Genomic DNA, 21,583 nt, shown 5'->3' on the forward strand with positions numbered 1-21,583 from the left:
AGGCATGACACCCGTTCCCTTGGTACTGATCGCTGACGACGAACCGCTGATGACGGAACTGCTCGAATTCCGTCTGTCATCGCGGGGTTATGAGACCGTGGTCGCGCACGATGGGCGTGAGGCGCTGGCAAAGCTTGACGAAACCAACCCAGCGGCCGTGGTGCTCGACATGATGATGCCGGTGCATGACGGGTTCGAGGTTCTCCGGCGGATGCGCGCCGGCACCAAGCACGCCGCGACCCCCGTGATCATGTTGACCGCTCGTCGCGGAGAGGCGGACGTGGTCGGTGCGCTGGAGCTTGGCGCGGACGATTACCTGGTGAAGCCGTTTCTTCCGGAAGAATTGTTGGTCCGGCTGAGCCGCCTGCTAGCGGGGAAGAAGGCGTGAAGGCCGGCATCGTCGGGCTGGCTGCTGCCGCGTTTGCACTGTTCGCTTCACCTGCCGCGGCGCAGCAGCAAAATGCGTATGAGGCGGGGGTCGCGGCCCGCCAGGCGGGTCAGCCGGCAGAGGCGCGTCGCTTGCTCATGGCTTGGCTGGCAGATCATCCGAACGACGCCGACGCGATGCTCCAGCTCGCTTATGCCGACCTCGCGCTAGGAAACGTGGATGCCGCGGAGGCCGGCTTCGAAGCCGTCCTGCGGCAGGCACCGGACTATACCGACGCGCGAGACGGGCTGGCCGCAGTATCAGCGCGGCGGGCTTCGCCTGCCCCGGAAGCTCGAGGGTCGGTAATTGTGGAGGGCTCGCTAAGCGACCTCGGCGGCGGTGCGCGCGGCTGGAGCGAGGTTGCCGCCGATATCGAGACCGCCATTTCGCCCCGCACGACCATCGGTGCCCGGGCGGCGTATTACCGGCGCTTCGCGCGCGAGGATGTCGAACTGGTCGGCCGGATCAGTCTGCATCCTTCGGACGACGTGTGGCTACGCGCGTTCGTGGGCGGAACTCCGAACGCTGACTTCCGCCCGGAAGTGGCGGTTGGCGGGGGTATCGACTGGCGGGTCACCCACGGCAACGCGACCGTTTTGACCCTCGATGCGTCCTACCAGAGGTTTCCGTTGCAGGACGTGATCACGGTCAACCCCGGCGTGGTGCAGTATCTGGCCGGCGGAAAGGCATGGCTGACGCTGCGCGGGATCGGCACGGTGGCCGATGGCGGACCGCTTGAAGTCGGCGCTTTGGCACGCGGCGACTTCGTGCCCGCATCGGGGTGGCGCGTTTTCGCCGGCGCCTCCAACGGGCCGGACACCGATCTGGGTGTCGTCACCCGCGTGAAGGCTCTTTTCGGCGGCGTCGAGGCTCCGTTGAGCCCTCGCTTCGGCGTGACGGGGTCTCTGGCGCGCGAGTGGCGGGACGGGCCGCTTGACCGGACAGAGTTTCGGCTGGGATTGAAGGCTCGCTTTTGACTACGCTCGTCTCGCTTTGGGACTTTTCACTGCTGCTATGCCTGATCGCGCTGGCGGCGGTCGCGGGCCTGCTGCTGGCGCGCGTGATCGGCGAGTGGCGAGGCAAACATCGCGCCGATTGGCGCCGCAAGCTGCTGCCCGCCATGATGGGCGGGGAAACCATCGACGTGGGCGGATCGCGCCTTGCACGCAGCGTTGCCGCGACGCTCACCCTGGAGCTGACAGAACTCGTCCGCGGGTCTGATCGGGAAGCGCTGATCACGGCTGCCAGCTCGGCCGGAGCGGGTGAGGAACTGCGCCGGCGGCTCCGCTCCCGCGCACCACAGGACCGGTTGATCGCCGCCGAGGCGCTGGCGATGTTTCCCGATCACGTCGACGCGGTCACGCAGGTCGCACTGACCGACCGGAGCCCCGATGTCCGCCTGGGCGCGGCGCTCGCCTTGGCCCAGGAAGGCCGCGCGCCGTCTGCCGGGGAGCTTGTCCGCGCGCTCGGGATCGGCACCCGGGAACACTCTCTCCTGGTTGTTTCGCTGATGCGCGACCTGGTCAAGACCGATCCCCATTCGGTAGAGGCATTGCTTTACGATCTCGATCTGCCGGACGAGGCGAAGCTTGCCGCAACCGACGCCCTGGCGGAGAGCGGCGCAATTGATCATGCGCCGCTGGTTTCATGGATGGCCGAGGCCGCGGGTGAAGACAGCGATCTGCAGCCTCGGATCTTCCGCGCGCTCGGGCGGATCGGTCACCCCGCGGGCCACGAAGCGATCCTGGGCGGTCTCGACAGCCCTTCCTGGCAGGTCCGCACGGCGGCGGCCGAGGCGGCGGGACGGTCGGCGCTGAGCAGAGCCGTGCCGAAACTCGCCGGAATGCTCGACGACGAAGAATGGTGGGTCCGCTTCCGCGCCGGCGAGGCACTCGCCCGGCTCGGGGCGGCGGGCCGCTTGGCCCTGCATCGGGCGGCGATTGATCCTGCGCCCGCCGCGCGCGCGGCGGCAAAGGCCACCCTGGCTGAGCGGGGGATGGCCTGATGCTGCCGGGGATCGCCTCAGCCGAAAGCTGGATGACCAGCGCCGCCGAAGGCATCGCGCTGGTCGTGATTGTCACCGGTCTGCTGCAGGTCGCGTTCTACATCCTGCAGCTCGTGTTCGCGGCCTTCGCGCTCACGAACCGGCCGCCGGTGCCGCGTGGAGCCACCTTATGGCGCCGCTATTCCGACCAGGCGCCCGCGATTTCCCTGCTGGCGCCGGCGTTCAACGAGGAAGTGACGGTGGTCGAAAGCGTCCGCTCGCTGCTCGCGCTGCAGTATCCGGATTTCGAAGTGCTGCTGATTAACGATGGGTCGAAGGACGGCACCCTCGCGCGGGTGATCGACGAATTCGGGCTAAGCCGGGTGGAACGGTTCGTCGACGACCGGGTCGCTCACGCCCGCATCCGGGGATTCTACGCCAGCCCGGCGCTGCCGCGGCTTTTGGTGATCGACAAAGAGAACGGCGGCAAGGCGGATGCGCTCAACGCCGGGATCAACGCGTGCCGCACATCCCTGTTCTGTGCGATCGACGCTGATTCCATTCTGGAGACTGACGCTCTGCTGCGCGTAGTGCGGCCCTTCATCGACGACCCTGATTTGACGATCGCCGCCGGCGGGACGATCCGCATCGCCAACGGCTGCACGATCGATGCGGGGCGGGTCACCGATGTGCGCCTGCCGACCAACTTCTTCGCCCTGGTACAGATCATGGAATACCTGCGCGCGTTCCTGATGGCGCGGTTGGCCCTGGGCAAGATGCAGGCCCTGACGGTAATCTCCGGGGCGTTCGGACTGTTCAAGCGGCAGCAGGTGGTCGAAGTCGGCGGCTACAGCCACGGCACCGTAGGCGAAGACATGGAACTGGTGCTCAAGCTGCACCGCCACATGCGCGATATGAACCAACCCTATCGCATAGAATTCATCGCCGAACCGGTTTGCTGGACCGAGTGTCCGGAAGACGCAAAGGTCTTGGGCCGCCAGCGCAGCCGCTGGCAGCGCGGCGCGCTGGAATGTTTCGTCAAGCACAAGGCGATGTGCTTCAACCCCCGTTACGGCCGGATCGGGTTTGTCGGCTTCGGACAAATCCTGCTGGTCGATGTCGTCGGCCCACTGATCGAGGTGCTCGGCTACATCCTGGTGCCGCTGCTCTATGCACTGGGACTGCTCGCCTTGCCGTGGCTGCTCGCGTTCCTGTCGGTGACTTTCACCTTTGGGGTGTTCGTCAGCGTCGCCACATTGATCCTGGAAGAGATCCAGCTACGCCGGTTCCCGCGCGCACGCGAACTGGCGATCCTGGCGCTGGTCGCGGTGGTGGAGAACTTCGGCTACCGTCAACTGTCGAATATCTGGCGGCTGCAAGGCTGGTGGCAGTTCCTGCGCAAGCAGCAGAGCTGGGGCACGATGACTCGCAAAGGATTCGGCGGCGCGTCCCCGACCTGATCCTCAAAGCGCGCTGAGCTGCTCCAGGAGCGCGTCTCCCGCGGCGGTGCAGTCCTCGCCCGCCAGCGCGGCTTGTTCCAATGCCAGCGCAGCCTCGCCGATCCGGGAATGACCGAACATGCCTGCAATGCCGGCCAGCTTGTGTGCCCGGTCGATGATCGCAGCCCGGTCACCCGTTTGCAGGGCTTCGGCGATTGCATCGCGTTCATCGGTTGCCCGAGCGGCGAAGCGGGCCGACAACTCGGCTATTTTCTGTTCGAGCGACGTCACAGCAGTGCGCGTACCTGCGCCGCCAACGTGACCGGGTCGAAGGGTTTGGCAAGCACACCCTTGGCATCGAGCGTGGCGAAGCTCTGCATTTCCGACCGCTGGGCGCGCGCGGTGACGAACACGACCGGAGTGCGGACTTCGCGCTCCCGGAGTCGAGCGAGCACTGCCGGGCCATCCATCACCGGCATCATCACGTCGAGCAGGATCACGTCGGGCTGCCATTCGGCCACCAACGCCAGCGCCTCCTCGCCCGAAGCGGCGGTGCGCACGTCGAACCCTGGATCGAGTGACAGCGACAGCTCGGCGATTTCACGAATGTCGGGTTCGTCATCGACGTACAGCACCCGGGTCATGCGCTTTCCTTCCTGCTTTCGCCCGCGAGGCGCAAGGTCAGCCGCACCAGATCGTCGACCGAGCTGCGGCTTTTGACCAGCACCGCATCGACCTGTCCATCGGCGTGTGGTTCGTCCAATGCGGTGAACAGCAGCACCTTGAGACCAGGCGCCGCCGCGCGCAAATCGGGCACGAGTTCCAGCCCGCTGTGCGGCGCGATGCCGACATCGATGATCGCGGCAGCGAAGGTGTGCTGGCTCAGAGCGGCTCGTGCTTCATCCAGCGTCGCCACGGACAGAATCCGCGCGCTGCCATCGAACGCGGCGGCCACCACATCAAGACAGTCCTGATCGTCGTCGACATGCAGCACCGCGGGAAGGCCGGAAGCGGCCGACTGTTCGCTCGACGCTTCGCAGATCAGAGGCAGGTCGACCGAGAACGTGGTGCCTCCGCCCGGCCGGTCGGTGAAGCCAATGGTGCCACCGTGCCGCTGGGCGATCTCCCGCGCGATAGAAAGTCCCAGTCCCGTCCCGCCGCGCGCCCGATTGTCCGAGCTGTCGGCCATCGCGAACTTGCCGAAAATGCGGCTACGAAACGCGTCCGGTATTCCTGCCCCCCGGTCGCTGACATCGATCCGCACGTTCTGGCCGTGCTGGCTAGCCATCAGTTCCACCGTCCCGCCGCGCGGCGAATGCTTGATCGCATTGGACACCAGATTGGTGACGAGCTGCTCCAACCGGTCGGCATCGCCCTCGATCACCAAAGGCCAGGCGGGATGGGTGAACTGCAACGCGACCTCGTGACTGGCGGCGAATTGCGCGTTGGCCGCCTCCACTCGCTCGATCAACGGGGCGACCCGCAGGCGGCGGATGTCGAAGTGCATATTGCCCGATTCGATCTTCTCGATGTCGAGGATGTCGTTGATCAGACGGATCAGGCGTTCGCAGTTGCTGTGGGCAATCTGCACCAAACGTGAGGCCTTGTCGCCAAGCTTTCCGACCGCGCCCGAGGATAACAGGCCAAGCGCTCCCCCGATCGAAGTCAGCGGCGTCCGCAACTCGTGGCTCACCGTGGAGACAAATTCAGTCTTCAGCCCTTCGATGCGCTTGCGTTCGGTCACGTCGCGAATGATGGCGACATATCCGCTGGCACCCGGGGCGATCCGGCTGATTGCCACGTCCGTTTCAAAGGTCGTGCCATCCTGGCGCAGACCGGTGAACTCCATCCGCCGCCCTGCACCGCGCCGGCCTGCGCTGCCGACGCCCCGCAGCCACGCCAGGCTGTCCTCCAGCGGTGGTGGGTTAGCCATCAGGAAGGTGTTATGCTTCCCCGTCAGGAAGTCATCATCGTAGCCGAACAGGCGGACGATGCTGGGATTGATCTCACGGATGTAGCCGTCCTGGTCCAGCAGCAGCAGGCCGTCGACCGTGCCATTGAGAATCGCCGTTTGACGCTCGCCCAGTTCGTTCGCGCGGGCGAACTCCCGCTGGCGTTCTCGAACCGCGCGCGCCGTGATGATCGCCACTAAAGCGAGCAGCAGCGAATACGCCGCGAGCAGCAGATACGTCGTCTTCTTAACCCGTTCGCGGGAAAGATCGCGCGATTTGGTCGCGAGCTTCAGGTGCGCGCGCTCGATTTCGTCCAGTTGCTCGACCTCATCGCGCATGGCGTCCATCAGCCGCTTGCCCCGGCCCTCGGCGATCATTTCGCGTGCTGCGGCCGAATTGCCAACCTGCGCCTGACGGATCGTGGCATCGGCGAAGATGAGTTTTTGCCGTGAAAGCTCGCGCAACCGCGCGACGCCAGGCGCCAGACGCTCCTCGTCGCGCTTGGCCAGCTTCTCGAGCGTTCGGCCGATTTGCCCCTTTCCGTCGAGATAGGGATCGAGGAACTCCTGCCGTCCAGTCAGCACATAGCCGCGCTGGCCGGTTTCCATGTTGAGGTGCTCAACCATCAGCTCGGTGAGCTGAGCTCGCGTTTCTACCGACTCATCAACCAGTTGCCGGAGTTCGCTGATATCGCGAAACTGGTTCTGCATCAGGAAGAAGAACCCCAGCAGACCCAGCGGGATCGCCATCAGCATAAGCGTCGAAAGCACGCGGCGGATCTGAAGTTTATTCATCGGTGCAGGACCCGCAATATCGGCGCTGTGTCACTGCCCGAATATGGTTTCCCTGAAGTGAACACCACCTACGTCTCGACGCGGCGATCATCGCCAGTTCGGTCGGTTGCGCTGGTACCGTTGCAGCCGTTTTCGGCCAAAGAGGGAAGCTGGTGCCGCTTACAGGATGCGGCGCAACTTCGAAAAAAGCCTCCGAATTCAGTGCTTTCTATGCCCGTGTACAGGAGTGTTTGTGCCGCGGTTTTGTACCGTGTTTTCCCTCGCGGTCCAGAGGTATCGCTCGACACCGTTGCTCGGAACGCTTCAGGGCGGCGCGATTGCTTCCGTACTGCACAGTCATGCTACTATTGAGGGCGACCTCGAGCAGGTTGGTATGCCGCGAGATGCGACCAATTGCAGAGCCTGCACTTGCTATTGTGCGTTTCCAGACAGTGCCTTACCCAATCGCTTAGCGCCGTCGCGCAACACAGAGGTGATAAGTTGAGGCGAAACGCTTGACCTTGCAGGCACTGAAGGTCGCAGTTCGATCTATTGGGGGCCGTTTCCCCAACAGGGAGGAGAGAGCCCGGCGGCTCTTCCTTACCGAGCGCCCCGCTGCGTTAGCTCGTGATCACGATCGAGAACTGCGCATCAAGACAGACATCTCACGATATTTCGGAATTCCATATTCCGCGATAGCCTTCTGCGGGTCAGCCCAAATTGGGTTCAGCGTTCACCAAGATCGCCTTTTCCAGCCTGGCGTGTCTGACTTAGACGTAGCTTGCATCGACAGCCGTCTCTTCCAAATCGCCTGGACTGACGTGGTCGAAACTACTCGAGCATTCAGTGACCTAACGCCATTCGGACAGCGGAGCCTGGAAAAGATCAACGGATTTCGCGATCAGATAGTTCGACGCGGACTTATTCGTGTAGACGCGATGCCTCTAAGTGCAATGAAGAGCGAATGGTCAACCTTTCAAGGGCAGATCAGTCGTAAGCATGCGCACCTATTCAAGCGCATATCGTTTGGCATTTACATGAACGAATATGCATTCTGTTGGAAGCAGGACAGCGCCGTAGCAGAGATAATGAGGTAAGACATGCTGAATGATCTTAGGTATACCGTGCGCTCACGAGAGATTGTAGACCTTGCAACTGCAATGAAGAATGCTTCTCTAACGTTGTCGCCATATTTTCAGAGAAATTTGGTTTGGAGAGACGCCCATAAGCGAGACTTCATTGAGACCATTCTGAAGGGCTTCCCGTTCCCCCAGATATTCCTCGCCCGTGGGCCGATTGACGTAGAGAACATGACGTCAAGCCAAGCTGTCGTTGATGGGCAGCAGCGCTTGAACGCAATCCGTGAATTTATCGACGGCAAGCTTGAGGTTGAGGGGCGGTTCTTTCGTGACTTGGAGCCCCGACAGAAAGAAGAATTCCTCAAATATGAAGTCGCAGTCATCGATTTTGATCTGGAGGCAGGAGATCCGCGGCTAAAAGACGTTTTCCATCGTCTAAACAGAACCTATTATGCCTTGTCGGCTATCGAGAAGCTGGCTTCGGAATATTCAGCGTCGGAATTTATGTTAGTAGCCAGGGCGTTGGCGGGTGAGATTTTAAAGGCCGAACCTCTGGTAGAGGAACTGGGAGACATAGGCAGCGAGGAGGGAGCGGAAATCATTCCCGGGAACATGTTCAGTCGTGATCCTGGGATTGGCGAGGAAACCTGGACTTGGATCATAGAGCGGGCGGAGGGTCCGTTAGCCACACTCTTGAAAACCAAGGCGATCTTCACGCCTTTCGAGTTCGACAGAAAAGTGCCTTTGATGTTCGCGCTAAATGCCATGTGTACTTATCTGACCGGATACTACAATCGCAACGACCGGGTCCGTAAATTCTTGGATGACAAATCGGAGACTTTTGCTGAGAAGGAAGAGGTAATTAGTGTTCTGAACGAAACCGCTGAGTTCATTAAGGCGATGGACCTCCCGCTCAACTCGATGTGGTGGAACAAAGCGAACTTCTTTACCCTTCTTATGGAGCTCTCGCGAGTGCCAATGCTCCGAAACCAGTCTCCAGCCGATGCTTCAGCGAGTGTTGCGGCCTTGGAGGAGAACCTCCCGGCGGAGTACAGCTTAGCTGCCCGTGAAGCCGTAAATAACAGGGCCCAGAGGGAGTTTCGCGCGGAGCTCGTGCGTGACGCACTGGCACCTCAATGATCGCATGCCAATTCAGCGAAGGTGTCACTTTTGAAACAAGGTTCGGCGCGGCTGGTGGGTTCCCAGCCTACCTATTAAAGGGGACCCAAAAAAGTTGATCATTGTACTTGGCAGGCTGAGGGAGGCTGCCGTGTCGCGTGCCAGTGCTTCCTCCGAAAGTTGTAAGTTCTGGCCCAGCCCGTACGAAGCTTCCGTTGATGGCCCACAAGGTACTTGACGGACATTTGGCCCAGGCTCACAGCGTCGGGGTATCTTTCGGCCCATCAGGAGTGTCCCATGGCCCACCGCGTCGCCTACTACCGCGTCTCCACGGTCGACCAGTCCATAGAGGCTCAGCGGGAGGCCCTGGGTGGTGGGTTCGAAGAGGAGTTCGTCGACGAGGGGGTGAGCGGCGCGACGCTCGCTGCCGAGCGCCCAGGGTTCAGCCGGCTCCTGGCTCACGTCAGGAAGGGCGACACCCTGGCGGTGTACTCCATCGACCGCTTGGGACGCGATGCCTTGGACGTACAGGGCACCGTGAAGCGCCTGCTCGATAAGGGCGTCATTGTCGACGTCAGGGGCCTTGGGCCCATCTCAGGGGACGCAGGGAAGATAATCGTGGCTGTCCTGGCCCAGATGGCGGAGATTGAGAGGAACAGGATCAAGGCGCGGTGCGACGCGGGCCGTGAGGCTGCCCGAGTGTCCCTGAAGGCCACTGGGCGAACTCACCGGGGAAAGCCGAGCCTGGGGAGACCAAGGGCTGCTGACGGTCCCCAGGTGGTAGCTTGGAGGACGGCGAACGAGGCGAGCATCCAGGCCACAGCCCAGCACTTCGGCATCTCACCTACGAGCGTGAAGCGGTATCACGCGAGCTTGAAATAATCAGGCGCCCGAAGAGCCTCTAAACGGCCTCCACAGCCAGCTACAGCTCTTCGTGCGTGTCATCGGCAGTGGCGCTAACGCTATGGTGGCCAACCCGCGGCTGTGAGAGTTGAGGGACCCAGCGGGCTCATCAAGAGGCTGGGCAGAATGGGAAGAGGACCATTGTTCGGACGCCCCCGAAGGACCTTTAGGGACACTTCAGGAAGTGGGAGATAGTGGTCACCCACTCCCACTGCTCGAGGTGCCTCCAGCCCCTTTGGTAGTCCAGCCGCTCGGCAGTCATTCCCACCAAATCCCCAAGCTATCATTCACCCTATAGAAGGAATGGAGAGGCAACAGACACCCAAGGGTGCCCGCAACCTGTGGATCCTCCAAGGAAGCCTCCAGTGTCGTCCAGTTCGCTCGCCGCCATCAGCCTGTCACAAGTTACGGATCAGCTTCACCAGTACGGGTCCTCCCTGCAGGGCGAGCATCGCCTGGCCGTTCACGCCCTTCTGGAAGCTCTGGAGGATGGCCTGAGAGGAACCCTGAGCCCGCACTACCACCTGTCTGCCATCGACCCTGGGGTCGGGAAGTCTCTCACCGTAGCCACGTTCCTGAAGGTCTGGAAGGAGCTGGGCTTCAACCCATCATCCAGCATCCTCATTGGCCTCTCGCGGCTGGAGGAGATCAGGACATATCTGCAAGCTGCAGGGCTCGACCGGCAGGACGTAGCGGTCCTCACCAGCAAACCCGAGTTCAACGAGCTGGGAGCGCCTGAGGACCAGTATGGCTCCGCGCCAATAATGTTCACGACGCAACAGATGATTGAGAGGCGCACGAGGGACCGCCTCTTCGCGGAGGCAGATGAGTTCCACTACAAGGGCCGTCCCCGAGCACTAAGGGTGTGGGACGAGAGCCTGGTGCCAGCGGAGCAGCTAACTGTCAGTGTGGACGAGCTGGGCACCCTACCAATAGCCACCCGCCGCCAGTCGCCCGCCTACGCCGCAGCGGTCCAATCAATGCTACCGGGGCTCTGGGAACTGAAGGACGGGGAGAAGTTCACAATACCAGCCAACCTTGCTGATGCCCCTGCGAGATCGCGGTCCTCAATCGGTTCGGCGGCGCTAATCGAAGACCTTACGCGGATGGCTGGTCAGGAGGTCACTGCTGTCCACATCGCACTGGGGGATGTCCATCTTCTCGGTGTGGGCCAGCCTCTCCCCAACGACTTCACCCCGGTGGTCATCCTGGATGCCTCGGGTCGCGTGCGCTCGACCTACGACGTCTGGGAAGCGGCGGGGGGCCCTCTACGGCGCCTCCCCAGCGCCACCAAGGACTACAGCAACCTTCGGGTCCACCTTTGGGAACGCGCGGTCGGGAGGGTAGCTATGCGGACCCCAGGCGCTGTTGAGGACGTCGTGGACGCTCTCGCTGAAATTATCGCGGAGGATGGCAAGTCAGAGTGGCTCGTGGTCCATTACAATGACCAGCCGTTCCAGCCGTTGCTGCGGGACAGCGTACGCCCCGAGCAGCGCGATCGGCTCCACTTTCTCACCTGGGGCATGCACCATGGGACGAACGCCTTCGCTGACTGCAAGAAGGTCGTCTTGATCGGGCAACTGACCTACGGAGCCCTTGGGTATCGTGCCTTGGCTGCCGCATGCGGGGCTTCGGTCGACGACGAAGATGTGCAGGACGAGCTCCGGGTGGGCGAGTATCGCCATCATCTCCTCCAGGCACTCACCAGAGCGTCGGCAAGGCACAGTCGCAACGGATTAGCGGGAACGTGCACCGCCTACGTTGTAGCGTCTCCAAACATTGGGGCACGAGGGTTGCTTCGCGAAGTCTTCCCCGGCTGCATGGTCGAGCGATGGTCACCGGACGTGCCTGAGGTCGGCGGGCGAGCAGGCCAGTTGCTGGAGCTCCTGGAGCAGGCGAGAGCTCAGAGGGTGCCTGAGGTTGCGAAGAGCGAGCTGAGGACAGCGCTGGGACTAACAACCTCGAACTTCAGCAGGCTCTTGAAGCAGCGCGACGTGCTGCGGTACCTGAACTCGCGTGGACTTCGAGTGGACCGGTATGCGATCGCTGTGCCCCCTGGGTTCGAGACCTATCTTGGTGGCGGGTTCACTGTAAACGAGTTGGACGACGAACCTCAGATCGACGCGGCTGTAGACTAACCGCCGGGCCCGCGATAATCGGGAGGCATATCAACCGGCTCCGGGTGCCCTGCGGCATCACGCGCTTCACAAGGAGCGCCGAGCCATGTCCACCGAAAAACAAAGGCGGTCTGCCCGCAAAGTTTCGTCCCGCCTCGGCTGCTGGTGGCGTTCGTGGATCGTCTTCACGGTGGCTTGGGTAGTCACCATCTTGGCGTTCGCGACCTTGCAAGGGGCTTGGGATCGGAGCGTCCTCACCGTCGTCCTGGCAGCGGCATCCTACCCGGTCCTCACGTTGCTCATCGGCTCTTCGATCGCTTGGGTCATCAGGGGGATGCGCTCGTGACGAACGACCCCTGGCCATCCCTGCGGCCTTCTACTCGATCATCATCAAGACGTCGGCGATCGACAGGTCTTTGGCAGGTGGACGCGAGCAGTTCTTTCGCCGCTATCCGCCAGCCTTCAGGAATGGGGCGCTGGTCAGCCTGCTCACCATGTCCATCAGCGACACCGAAGCGGTGTTGGCTGAGCTCAACGACCTCGGGCTGGTGCCTGGGGAGGACGTGGCTGTGGTCGACATGGCTCAAGGCCCGCTGCTGGAATGTCCAGGGATTGCGTTCCAGCGCCTGGAGGAGAGCTTCCCTGGGAGGTGGGTAGTGAACGTTGACGACGTGCACAGCGAGCTTGAGAGGCAGTCGGAGGCTCTGGCGTCGACCGTAGATCAGACGCTCAACTCCGTGTCCGGTGTACCAACTGGCTGGATCATCCTGGACACCCAAGAAGCCTACGGAGCTGTCGATAGCTGGGACGAGTACCTCTGCGCCCTTCGTACAGACCGCGGCTTCGTTCTCAATGTGCTACGCCACCAGTGGCTCGGTGAAGTGCAGCAAGATTGGTTTGACGATGACGGACAGCCCGTGCCCGAACACCGAGATGCCGACGGTGATCTGAAGCTGCCTGACGAGGTCGATGGCTGCACCGTGGTGGGGTTTATGCATGGCGGCTTTGTGGGGGGACTGGAGCCCGCTGGTCCCGATGAGGTCGAACTGGGTGTGCTCACGGAAGCCTCAGTCGCCGAGGCCCTCCGACGGCTGCGGTGGGACCCCTCGATTGCATCCGCCGTCGTGGCTGCCTGTAGAAGGTCCTGCTGAGCACAAACCTGCGCTAAATTATTGAGTTTTCTGCGCTGGGCGACATAGTCGGTCCATGCCAGCACCCGAGGCGCGCGCTCGCCAGATCATAGACGGCCAACTCGGAGCCGCCGGCTGGGTCCTCCAGGACCGGAACGAGATGAACCGCAGGGCAGCTCTTGGCGTGGCTGTGCGCGAGTATCCCCTGAAGAGTGGCCCATGCGACTACCTGCTCATCATCGACGGCAAGGCCTGCGGGGTCGTCGAGGCGAAGCCTGAGGGCACCACGCTCTCCGGGGTCGCGGAGCAGTCCGCCGTCTACCAGTCAAGCCTCCCAGAGCCTCTCGCCACCTGGGGCTCTCCCCTCCGGTTCGGGTACGAAGCGAGCGGCTCGGAAATCCAGTTCGCGGACCGTGTGGACCCCGACGCCCGCTCTCGCCGCCTGTTTGCCTTTCACCGGCCAGAAACCCTGCTGGGCTGGCTCAAGGAGGCCTCCAGTGTGCGTCTCCGGCTTACCAGCCTGCCGCCGCTTGAGACCGAAGGCCTGCGTGACTGCCAAGTGGAGGCCATCGAAGGGATTGAGCACTCATTGGCGCAGGACCAGCCGCGCACGCTGATCCAGATGGCCACGGGCGCGGGCAAGACCTTCACTGCCGCCAACCTGTCGTACCGCCTGCTCGCCCATGCCGGAGCCAAGCGCATCCTGTTCCTGGTGGATCGGAACAACCTCGGGCGACAGACGCTCAAGGAGTTTCAAGCCTTTCGCCCCCATGGCACCGGGCGGCTCTTCACCGAGCTGTACAACGTCCAGCGCCTGGGTCCCGCAGGGCTCGACGGGGACGCCAAGGTCGTCGTTTCTACCATCCAGCGGGTCTTCTCGCAGCTCTCAGGCTCCGAGCTGTCGGAGGAGGAAGAGGAGGCCAGCGGTTGGGAGAACGGCGGCACCGCCCTGCCCAGGGTCGTGAGCTACAACCCTGGCTTTCCTCCCGAGACCTTCGACATCGTCATCGTCGACGAGTGTCACCGCTCAATCTACGGCTCCTGGCGGCAGGTGCTCGACTATTTCGACGCCCACATCATTGGGCTCACCGCCACGCCATCGGTCCACACGCTCGCGTTCTTCGGCAAGAACCTGGTCGCCGAGTACCCTTACGAACGGTCGGTAGCTGACGGGGTCAACGTGCCCTTCGACATCTTCCGCATCCGCACCCAGATCGGCGAACACGGCAGCCGCATCCCCGCGGGCTTCGAGGTCCCCAAGCGCGACCGGCACACCAGGCGCGAGCGGTACGAGCAGCTCGACGAGGACCTGGTTTACGCGGCCAGCGACCTCGACCGCTCGGTGATCGCTCCCAACCAGATCAGGACGGTTCTGGAGACCTACCGGGACACGATTGCGACCGAGCTCTTCCCCGAGAGCCACCCTTCGCGCACCGAGGTCCCTAAGACCCTGATCTTCGCCAAGGACGACAACCACGCCGAGGAGATCGTCAAGCTGGCCCGTGAGGTCTTCGGGAAGGGCAATGAGTTCGCCAAGAAGATCACCTATCGGGTGACCGGGGTCGATCCCGAGCAGCTCATCAGCGCCTTTAGGAACGACTACAACCCGCGCATCGCGGTCACGGTCGACATGATCGCGACCGGCACCGACGTGAAGCCGATCGAGGTCTTGATGTTCCTGCGCGACGTCCGCAGCGAGCTGTACTTCGAGCAGATGGTCGGGCGAGGCGTCCGAACCGTGAACCCCAGCGACCTGGCCCGCGTCACGCCCGATGCGAGGGCCAAAGACCGTTTTGTGCTGATCGACGCAGTAGGGGTCACAGAAAGTGCAAAGCACGTCGCCAGGCCCCTGGAGCGGGACCGCACGGTTTCATTCGGCACCCTGCTGGAACAGGTGGCAGCCGGGCGCAGCGACGAGGACGCCGTCTCCACGCTGGCCGGTCGCCTCGCCAAGCTCGACCGGAAGCTGACCCAAGAGCAGAAGGACAAAGTCATCGCTGCTACTGGCGGCACCACCCTCACCCAACTTGCCGGGCGGCTTGTGGACGCGATCGACTTGGACCGCATCATGCGCCTGGCCCCCTCGCCGGACCAGGAGGAGGCAAAGGCTGCCGAGCTGCGCGAAACGGCACTGGAGCCCTTCAACGACCCCAAGCTGCGCAATCTCCTGATCGAGCTCAAGCTGCTCAGCGAGGTCACGATCGACCTGGTGTCCCCCGACGTCGTTATCTCTACCGGGTTCGACGAGAAGGCAGCGCAAGAGCTGATCGCCAGGTTCGGCACGTTCTTGGACGAGCAGCAGGACGAGCTGGTCGCGCTCACCATCCTCTACGGCAAGCCGCAGGGGGCCGCGCGGCTGACCTATGCCAGCTTGCAGGAGCTGCGCGATGCCATGATGCGCCCGCCGTGGCTGCTCCAGCCTCTGGCCCTGTGGAGCGCCTACAGGCGGCTTCAGGGCGACAAGGTGCGGGGGAACCCTGCCAAGGTGCTTACCGACATCGTCGCGCTCGTGCGGTTCGCAACTGGGCGGACGGACAGCCTGGCCCCGCTCTCCTCGCGCATAGCGGGCAACTTCAACCTGTGGCTGGGCCGTGAGGAGAAGGCAGGGCGGGTCTACACCCAACAGCAGCTTGCCTGGCTTGAGGCGATCCGCGACCACCTCTCAGCAAACATCGAGCTGGACTTGCGTGACCTCCAAGACCTACCGCAGTTCACCCAGCGCGGCGGGGTGATCGCTGCGCGAACGGCGTTCGGCCCACGGCTCGAAGCGGTGATCGAAGACGTGACGCAGGCGCTGGTGGCTTAAGGGGGCTGAGTGGCAAGCGTGCAGAATTTGGGGGCCCTCGCGGGTGCGCCTGTCGAGGTGCCTCGGGAACTGCCAGCTGGTTGGCGCTGGGAACGGCTCGGCAGGTACAGCGGGAACCGCTCCCAGTCGGTCGACCCCGCGAAGGCGCCCGATCAGGAGTTCGAGCTTTTCAGCGTACCGAGCTTCGATGTTGGCTCGCCCGAACGCGTCTCCGGCAGGAGCATCGGGTCGAGCAAACAATTCGTGAGCGGGGGCGATGTCCTGCTCTGCAAGATCAATCCTCGTATTAACCGGGTTTGGGTCGTCGGTCCCTCGACTGGCCTACTGCAGATCGCATCGACGGAATGGATTAGGTTCCCGCCCAACGCTGAGGTTCTGCCGGAGTTCTTAGGGCATTACCTGCGTCTGGAGCAGCTCCGCGCGTTCCTGGCGATGAATGTCTCGGGTGTAGGTGGTTCGCTCATGAGGGTGAAAGCGCGTACCCTCGCCGACTACCCCGTTCCCATACCGCCCCTGGACATCCAACGGCGTATCGTGGCTCGCATCGACGAACTCTTCACCGAGCTGGTTGATGGGGAAGCCGCTCTGGCTCGCGCTCGGGACGATTTAGAAACCTACCGCAAGTCGCTCCTGAGGTCTGCCTTCATGGGGGAACTCACTGCCGACTGGCGTGCGGCCCACCCGACCATTGAAACGGGCCAGCAGCTGCTACAGCGCATCCTGGCCGACCGCCGGAACCGATGGGAGGCCGATCCAAAAAACCGGGGAAAGCGATTTCCACTGCCGGCTGTGCCGAGCGCACTCAGCGAGATCCCAGCTAATTGGACGACTGCCGACTTGGAGACGCTCTCGGTCGAGCCCTCACGAAATGGCTTATCTGTGAAAGAGGCCACGGAGCCAACTGAGGTACGAGCACTTAGGCTGAATGCCCTGAGCGATGGGGGCGTGAGGTGGGAAAATCACCGCTTTCTGCCAAGGCGCACCGATGAAGTGACACAGTACACTCTTCGTTCGGGCGACCTACTTGTAAGTAGAGCCAATGGTTCGCCGAAATTAGTTGGCCGCTGCTCGTTGGTGTTAGAGCCGCCTGTAGGCATGATCTTTCCCGACACCATAATTCGTTATCGGCTCGGCGGTGACCACGTGGTCTGGCAGTGGATTGCCTTGATGTGGGGGGCTCCGCCTGTCCGCCAACAACTACTTTCCCTCGCAAAGTCCACGGCTGGCATCCTGAAGGTCTCCCAAGGTGACATCCGGCGGGTGGGGCTGCCTTTACCACCTCACTCCGAGATGGCTGCGGCCGTTGCCTTAGTGAGCTCCTGCCTGGAAGAAGCAAATGACGGGCAGAGCGCGACAGAGCTGCAGGCCGCACACTCCGGTCAGCTCCGCCAGTCCATCCTCAATGCCGCCTTCCGAGGGGAACTCGTCCAGTGAACGAACAGACGCTTGTTGCGAAGGTCTGGAGCTATGCGCACGTCCTCAGAGACGATGGTGTGTCCTTCGGCGACTACCTCGGCCAGATCAGCTTCCTGCTGTTCCTCAAGATGGACGAGGAGCGCACCAAGTTCCTGGGGGAGCCTTCAGCTATCCCCGAGACCTGCCGCTGGGACACTCTGCGCGGCAAGTCCGGCGCGGCGCTGGAGTTGCACTACAAGCAGGTCCTGGAGACGCTGGCGAAGCGGGACGACATCGTCGGTACACTCTTTCTAAAGGCCGAGAGCAAGATCGGTGACCCGGCCAAGCTCCAGCGGCTGGTATCGCTGATCGACGGCGAGACCTGGATGGGCCTCAACGTGGACGTGAAGGGCACGATCTACGAGGGCCTGCTGGAGCGCAATGCGGGCGAGGTAAAGTCAGGAGCCGGGCAGTACTTCACGCCGCGCCCCGTCATCGAGGCCATGGTGGAGGTGATCGACCCCGAGCCTGGTGAGACTGTGAGTGACCCTGCAGTTGGCACAGGAGGCTTCCTCCTGGCCGCCTATGAGCACATGCGCCACAAGCCTGCCGCCAGCGATCGCGCCATGGCCCGCAGGATGCGCGAGGAGAGCTTCCACGGCACCGACGTGGTCCCGGAGGTCGTGCGTCTCTGCGCCATGAACCTCTACCTCCACGGGATCGGCGGCTCAGCCTCCCCGGTGAAACAAAAGGACGCCCTACTCTCTGACGACGGTCAGCGGTTCGACCTGGTCCTCACAAACCCGCCCTTCGGCAAGCGTCAGTCCTTCCGCATCGTCAGCGCTGAAGGGGCGATCGAGAGCGAACGCCAGGACTACGTCCGCGACGACTTCGTGGTCACCACGGGCAACAAGCAGCTTAACTTCCTCCAGCACATCATGACCATCCTGAAGAGCACTGGATCGGCAGCGGTCGTGCTCCCTGACAACGTGCTGTTTGAGGGGGGGGGCTGGTGAGGCGCTGCGCCGGAAGCTGCTCAAGGATTTTGACTTCCACACGCTCCTGAGGCTCCCGACGGGCATCTTCTACAGCCAGGGTGTGAAGGCCAACGTGCTCTTCTTCGACGCGGCCCCGGCAGGCGAGCGCGTGGCGACCGAGGCTCTGTGGGTCTACGACCTCCGAACCAACCAGAAGTTCACCCTCAGGACCCGCCCGATCCGCCGGGCCGACCTGGACAACTTCGTGACCTGCTACGGTCCCAAGCACGCCCGCCACAAGCGCGAGGAGACCGAGCGGTTCCGCAAGTTCACCTATGAGGAGCTGGAGAAGCGAGACAAGGTCAACCTCGACATCTTCTGGCTTCGGGACGACAGCGCCACCGACCCAGACAGCCTGCCTCCGCCTGATGAGATAGCGGCGGAGATCGTCGTGAACCTTGAGGAGGCCCTCGAGAAGTTCAGGAGTGTGGCGGCCAAGCTGGGGGCGGAGCCTGCGGAGTGAGCACGGTTGCGTTCGAGGAGGTCGTCCGCTCGGTAGATGAACTGATGGGCGTGAAGGCCGTTTTCGGTCCACTAAAGGGTCGGGCGGTCTGCTTCGCATCCAGGGGCGACGCTGCGCTCAAGGGCCGAAAGCACTTTCAGTCGTCAAGGATCGCGTCGGAGTACGCCTTGGAGCGCCCCTACCTCATAACCATCGGTGGTGGGGCGCAGGTGCGTGACAACCTCGGCGGCTGCGTCCTCAACGTCTCCAGGGTCAGCAAGGCCTATGGGCTGATGGAGGCCTTCTACCTCGATCCCGAGGAGCGACGCCGTCTCGCGCAGTGGCCCGTCGCAACAGGGCTCTTAGACATCTACGAGGTCGAAGGCTTTCCCCACCTGGTCAACGACCTTGGCCTTCCCGACCGGACAATCCTTGCGAACGCCTTCGACATCATCGTCCGGCCCCAAGGAAAAACAGAGGCCCTCTGGGACGCCCTCCAGGGAGCCAAGCTGCGACTTCTGGACCTACCCCCGCTTCCGAACTTCAGGGAACCCCCGAGTGTGCGCCAGGTAGGCACGATGCTCCCCAAGAGTTACGCCAAGGAAGAGGGAACCCGTATCTCTCGCGAGGTCCAGCTACTCGAACGAGACAGTCAGCTCGCCAGAGATGCTCGCCAGGCGAACCGGGACAAGAACGGCGGCGACCTGGGTTGTGAAGGCTGCGATTTCACCGACCCGCTGGACGGCATGTTCGACGTCCATCACCTCGTGCCACTCATGTATGGCGCACGGCAGACGACCCTGGCCGACCTCGTCATCCTATGCCCCCTCTGCCATCGCTGGTCGCACAAGAAGGGCAAGGGTCAGCTCGACCCGCTACCTCTCGAGGAGCTCAAGGCGGCGAGAGGCGGTTCCGGTCGAGTTGGGACCGACCCCAAAGCGCCCACTTCAAACCTGGGCACCTTGGCAATGGCCTCGGCCAGAGCCTTCACCGAAGGCTTCCCGTAGCGGCGGCCTGTGGTCTTCGGAGAATGCCCCTGGATGGCATCGACGACGCGCTCCTCAATGCCTGCGCTGTAGGAGATGGATTTGAAGGTGTGCCGCCAGGCGTGGTTCGGCTTGATGCCGGGATCAGTGATGCCGACCTCCTTGCGCACCCACTCGGCCAGTCGCTCGCCTACCTTCTTGAAGTGGCGGTTGCTGTCTCCTTCGACGCGCTGGCGCTCGGGTTCATAGAACAGCGGTCCCTCTGACTGCGCCTCGACCATCGTTAGGAACCCTTGTTCGATCAAGTGCTCGTGCAGAGGCACCACTCGAGCCTCCTTCGTTTTCACAGTGCCTGCCTCAGGGGTGATCCTCACAGTCCAGATGCCGTCGACCCGCTGCACATCCTCCTTTCTGAGCTGGCTGAACTCGTTCACACGAGCCCCGGTGTAGGCGCAGAGCCATGGTATCCATCGGCGGGCCCTGGCGTGGCTGGCGGCGACCCGAGGGCTCGCGGGGGCGAGGGTGGCAGAGAGGATCGCCTTCGCTTCCTGAGCGGTGAAATCGGGGTCCCGCAGCCGGGCCTTCCTCGGAGTTCGAACGATCACTCCCGTCGCTGGGTTCGCATGCAACATCCGCTCCTCTACAGCCCAGGCCAAAGCTGCTCGCACAGACGTGATGTACTTGTCGCGCACCGTCACTGGATCGCGAGACGTACCCTTCCGGGAAGGTTGAGCTAACAGGTCGTCGCGCCACTCCATCAGCTTCTCTGGGGTCAAGCGGGTGGCATCATCATGCCCAAGGAACTGGATCAGGCGCTCGATGTAGCGCCGCCATTCGTCACGCACGCCAGGTGACAGCCCCTGGGCCGCTGCGTAACCGTCGTAGATCGTCAACAGGGAGAGGGACCGCTTGTGAGCGGGGGCCGCGCGATCCAGCTCCGCGACTGGGGTCGGCTCAGTCGGTGTGGGGACATGGTCTCCGTCCAGCCGTCGCAGCTTGTCTTCACAGACTGAAATCGCTGCATCGTTCAGCGCCCTGTACAGGAGGCCCATGGCTTCGACTTGAGACGTGTCGACTACCAAATCGGATGCTTCGATCAGATAGCCCGCCTCGTCCTCCCATAAGCTCCGTAATCCTTCGTGGTCTCCGATTGCCCGCAGGTCGCGATACACGGCCAGCATCATCTCCGTGGTTTCGCGTGCCTTCTCGCTCCATCGCCGCACTGGATCGCCAGACCAGTTTGCAGCGGGTGCCCCCCGAGCTTCCAGGTCCGCACATACGTTCTGATAGAGCTCCCGCTCGCCCAGGTCGTATCTCGCCAGGTCATCCTCCTCGAGGGATTGGGAGCGGAACAGTTCGGCCAGGTAAGCGATCCGTGGTGGATCGAGCGCATCGAAAGCGCCGTCCAATTTCCGCTGAGCGGTGGCGATCATGACCTCGTAAGCCTGCGCGGCAGCCTCATAACGGCTATGGAAGCCTTGGCTGCCCTCCTGCCCCAGAGAGACCTTGAGCTCTGTCTTCCCGCCGCAGAAGGGCCTGAGCTCCTCCGGGATCACCCGCCGAAAGCTGCGCCGCCCCGACCGGTGCTTCAAAATGTGCATGATGTAGAGACCCACAATTTGTACCTCCGCCATGTACCGTGGCGAAGCTGAAGGCTCAGTAAATCCGGGGTTTTTCTGCGAGGCCAGTGCCTTGCGGAGGAGTGGTGCCGCTTACAGGACTCGAACCTGTGACCCCATCATTACGAAAGCAAGTATCGCCCTGCGATAACCTGAGCGTTTTCAGATGTTTGTAGCCCAGATGGAAAAGGTTTTTGCTGCTGACCCAAGCCTGTCCCAAGTTGCGCAGTCACCATCAACGCCCAACTTCCTATTGAAAGAACTTTGGTAGGACGGAACCCTAAAATGTCACCCGTTCTATACCCGTCAAGCCCGATGGCGGGCACCCTGGCCGGCTTGCAAGTGTGTGCATCAACGTCGGCAGGCGACCGGTGT

General features: G+C 62.7%; 17 protein-coding genes and 1 pseudogene. 14 read left to right on the top strand and 4 right to left on the bottom strand.

All coding sequences use genetic code 11. The annotated features are described in order from the left end of the window. Positions 1-4 precede the first annotated feature (4 nt). Genes C0V74_RS05785 through C0V74_RS05800 form a run of 4 tightly spaced genes read left to right on the top strand, consistent with a single transcriptional unit; the run spans position 5 to position 3,871 of the window. A complete protein-coding gene (locus C0V74_RS05785; protein WP_143250998.1) occupies positions 5-388 on the top strand; it encodes a response regulator in 384 nt (127 codons plus the stop codon). Next, complete coding sequence (locus C0V74_RS05790) at positions 385-1,404, top strand: YaiO family outer membrane beta-barrel protein (RefSeq protein WP_143250999.1); 1,020 nt, start codon at positions 385-387, stop codon at positions 1,402-1,404. Before C0V74_RS05785 ends, C0V74_RS05790 begins: the two co-directional genes overlap by 4 nt. Beyond that, on the top strand, positions 1,401-2,432 hold the full coding sequence (locus C0V74_RS05795) for a HEAT repeat domain-containing protein (RefSeq protein ID WP_143251000.1): 1,032 nt from the start codon (positions 1,401-1,403) through the stop codon (positions 2,430-2,432). The genes C0V74_RS05790 and C0V74_RS05795 overlap by 4 nt, the downstream gene beginning before the upstream one ends. Further along, positions 2,432-3,871: a glycosyltransferase gene (locus tag C0V74_RS05800; protein WP_210413455.1), complete on the top strand. Its 1,440-nt coding sequence runs from the start codon at positions 2,432-2,434 to the stop codon at positions 3,869-3,871. Before C0V74_RS05795 ends, C0V74_RS05800 begins: the two co-directional genes overlap by 1 nt. 3 nt (positions 3,872-3,874) lie before the next feature. Here the strand turns inward: C0V74_RS05800 and C0V74_RS05805 are convergent, their stop codons facing one another. From C0V74_RS05805 to C0V74_RS05815, 3 genes are read right to left on the bottom strand one after another with little or no spacing between them, the layout of a single operon-like run. Further along, positions 3,875-4,141, bottom strand: coding sequence for an Hpt domain-containing protein (locus C0V74_RS05805; protein ID WP_143251001.1), 267 nt, complete (start codon positions 4,139-4,141; stop codon positions 3,875-3,877). After that, complete coding sequence (locus C0V74_RS05810) at positions 4,138-4,494, bottom strand: response regulator (protein ID WP_131624010.1); 357 nt, start codon at positions 4,492-4,494, stop codon at positions 4,138-4,140. Before C0V74_RS05810 ends, C0V74_RS05805 begins: the two co-directional genes overlap by 4 nt. Continuing rightward, the gene (locus C0V74_RS05815; protein WP_143251002.1) at positions 4,491-6,596 is read right to left on the bottom strand and encodes an ATP-binding protein; all 2,106 of its coding nucleotides are present in this window, start codon (positions 6,594-6,596) and stop codon (positions 4,491-4,493) included. Before C0V74_RS05815 ends, C0V74_RS05810 begins: the two co-directional genes overlap by 4 nt. Before the next feature lie 1,079 nt (positions 6,597-7,675). Between C0V74_RS05815 and C0V74_RS05820 the strand changes: the two genes are divergently transcribed. The 10 genes and pseudogenes from C0V74_RS05820 to C0V74_RS13255 form a co-directional block, all read left to right on the top strand. Continuing rightward, positions 7,676-8,794, top strand: a complete 1,119-nt coding sequence (locus C0V74_RS05820; RefSeq protein WP_143251003.1) for a DUF262 domain-containing protein — start codon at positions 7,676-7,678, stop codon at positions 8,792-8,794. Between the two features lie 276 nt (positions 8,795-9,070). Next, entirely contained in the window at positions 9,071-9,655 is a 585-nt protein-coding gene (locus C0V74_RS05825) for a recombinase family protein (protein WP_143251004.1), read from the top strand. A 386-nt stretch (positions 9,656-10,041) separates the two neighbouring features. Beyond that, complete coding sequence (locus C0V74_RS05830; RefSeq protein WP_143251005.1) at positions 10,042-11,814, top strand: hypothetical protein; 1,773 nt, start codon at positions 10,042-10,044, stop codon at positions 11,812-11,814. 85 nt (positions 11,815-11,899) lie between these two features. Beyond that, positions 11,900-12,139, top strand: a complete 240-nt coding sequence (locus C0V74_RS05835; protein ID WP_143251006.1) for a hypothetical protein — start codon at positions 11,900-11,902, stop codon at positions 12,137-12,139. 148 nt (positions 12,140-12,287) lie between these two features. Then, the gene (locus C0V74_RS05840) at positions 12,288-12,944 is read left to right on the top strand and encodes a hypothetical protein (protein WP_143251007.1); all 657 of its coding nucleotides are present in this window, start codon (positions 12,288-12,290) and stop codon (positions 12,942-12,944) included. A 139-nt stretch (positions 12,945-13,083) separates the two neighbouring features. Further along, a complete protein-coding gene (locus tag C0V74_RS05845; RefSeq protein WP_210413456.1) occupies positions 13,084-15,729 on the top strand; it encodes a DEAD/DEAH box helicase family protein in 2,646 nt (881 codons plus the stop codon). Positions 15,730-15,738: 9 nt separating this feature from the next. Then, a complete protein-coding gene (locus C0V74_RS05850; protein WP_143251009.1) occupies positions 15,739-17,163 on the top strand; it encodes a restriction endonuclease subunit S in 1,425 nt (474 codons plus the stop codon). Further along, positions 17,160-18,140: a class I SAM-dependent DNA methyltransferase gene (locus C0V74_RS13245; RefSeq protein WP_282595936.1), complete on the top strand. Its 981-nt coding sequence runs from the start codon at positions 17,160-17,162 to the stop codon at positions 18,138-18,140. Before C0V74_RS05850 ends, C0V74_RS13245 begins: the two co-directional genes overlap by 4 nt. Next, positions 18,121-18,624, top strand: a complete 504-nt coding sequence (locus C0V74_RS13250) for an N-6 DNA methylase (RefSeq protein ID WP_282595937.1) — start codon at positions 18,121-18,123, stop codon at positions 18,622-18,624. Before C0V74_RS13245 ends, C0V74_RS13250 begins: the two co-directional genes overlap by 20 nt. Positions 18,625-19,181: 557 nt before the next feature. Beyond that, positions 19,182-19,442 (top strand): annotated as a pseudogene (locus C0V74_RS13255) (HNH endonuclease); the annotation flags it as partial. Between the two features lie 23 nt (positions 19,443-19,465). Here C0V74_RS13255 and C0V74_RS05865 read toward each other — a convergent pair. Then, on the bottom strand, positions 19,466-21,205 hold the full coding sequence (locus C0V74_RS05865; RefSeq protein WP_143251011.1) for a tyrosine-type recombinase/integrase: 1,740 nt from the start codon (positions 21,203-21,205) through the stop codon (positions 19,466-19,468). Between the last annotated feature and the right edge of the window lie 378 nt (positions 21,206-21,583).

Origin of the sequence: Altererythrobacter sp. TH136 (assembly GCF_007065885.1) — a bacterium.
Lineage (GTDB): Bacteria > Pseudomonadota > Alphaproteobacteria > Sphingomonadales > Sphingomonadaceae > Tsuneonella.

Coding starts and splice junctions, on each gene's coding strand:
- C0V74_RS05825 (WP_143251004.1), top strand. CDS start 9,071: ATGGCCCACCGCGTCGCCTACTACCGCGTCTCCACGGTCGACCAGTCC.
- C0V74_RS05785 (WP_143250998.1), top strand. CDS start 5: ATGACACCCGTTCCCTTGGTACTGATCGCTGACGACGAACCGCTGATG.
- C0V74_RS05840 (WP_143251007.1), top strand. CDS start 12,288: ATGTCCATCAGCGACACCGAAGCGGTGTTGGCTGAGCTCAACGACCTC.
- C0V74_RS05815 (WP_143251002.1), bottom strand. CDS start 6,596: ATGAATAAACTTCAGATCCGCCGCGTGCTTTCGACGCTTATGCTGATG.
- C0V74_RS05800 (WP_210413455.1), top strand. CDS start 2,432: ATGCTGCCGGGGATCGCCTCAGCCGAAAGCTGGATGACCAGCGCCGCC.
- C0V74_RS05845 (WP_210413456.1), top strand. CDS start 13,084: ATGAACCGCAGGGCAGCTCTTGGCGTGGCTGTGCGCGAGTATCCCCTG.
- C0V74_RS05810 (WP_131624010.1), bottom strand. CDS start 4,494: ATGACCCGGGTGCTGTACGTCGATGACGAACCCGACATTCGTGAAATC.
- C0V74_RS05820 (WP_143251003.1), top strand. CDS start 7,676: ATGCTGAATGATCTTAGGTATACCGTGCGCTCACGAGAGATTGTAGAC.
- C0V74_RS05835 (WP_143251006.1), top strand. CDS start 11,900: ATGTCCACCGAAAAACAAAGGCGGTCTGCCCGCAAAGTTTCGTCCCGC.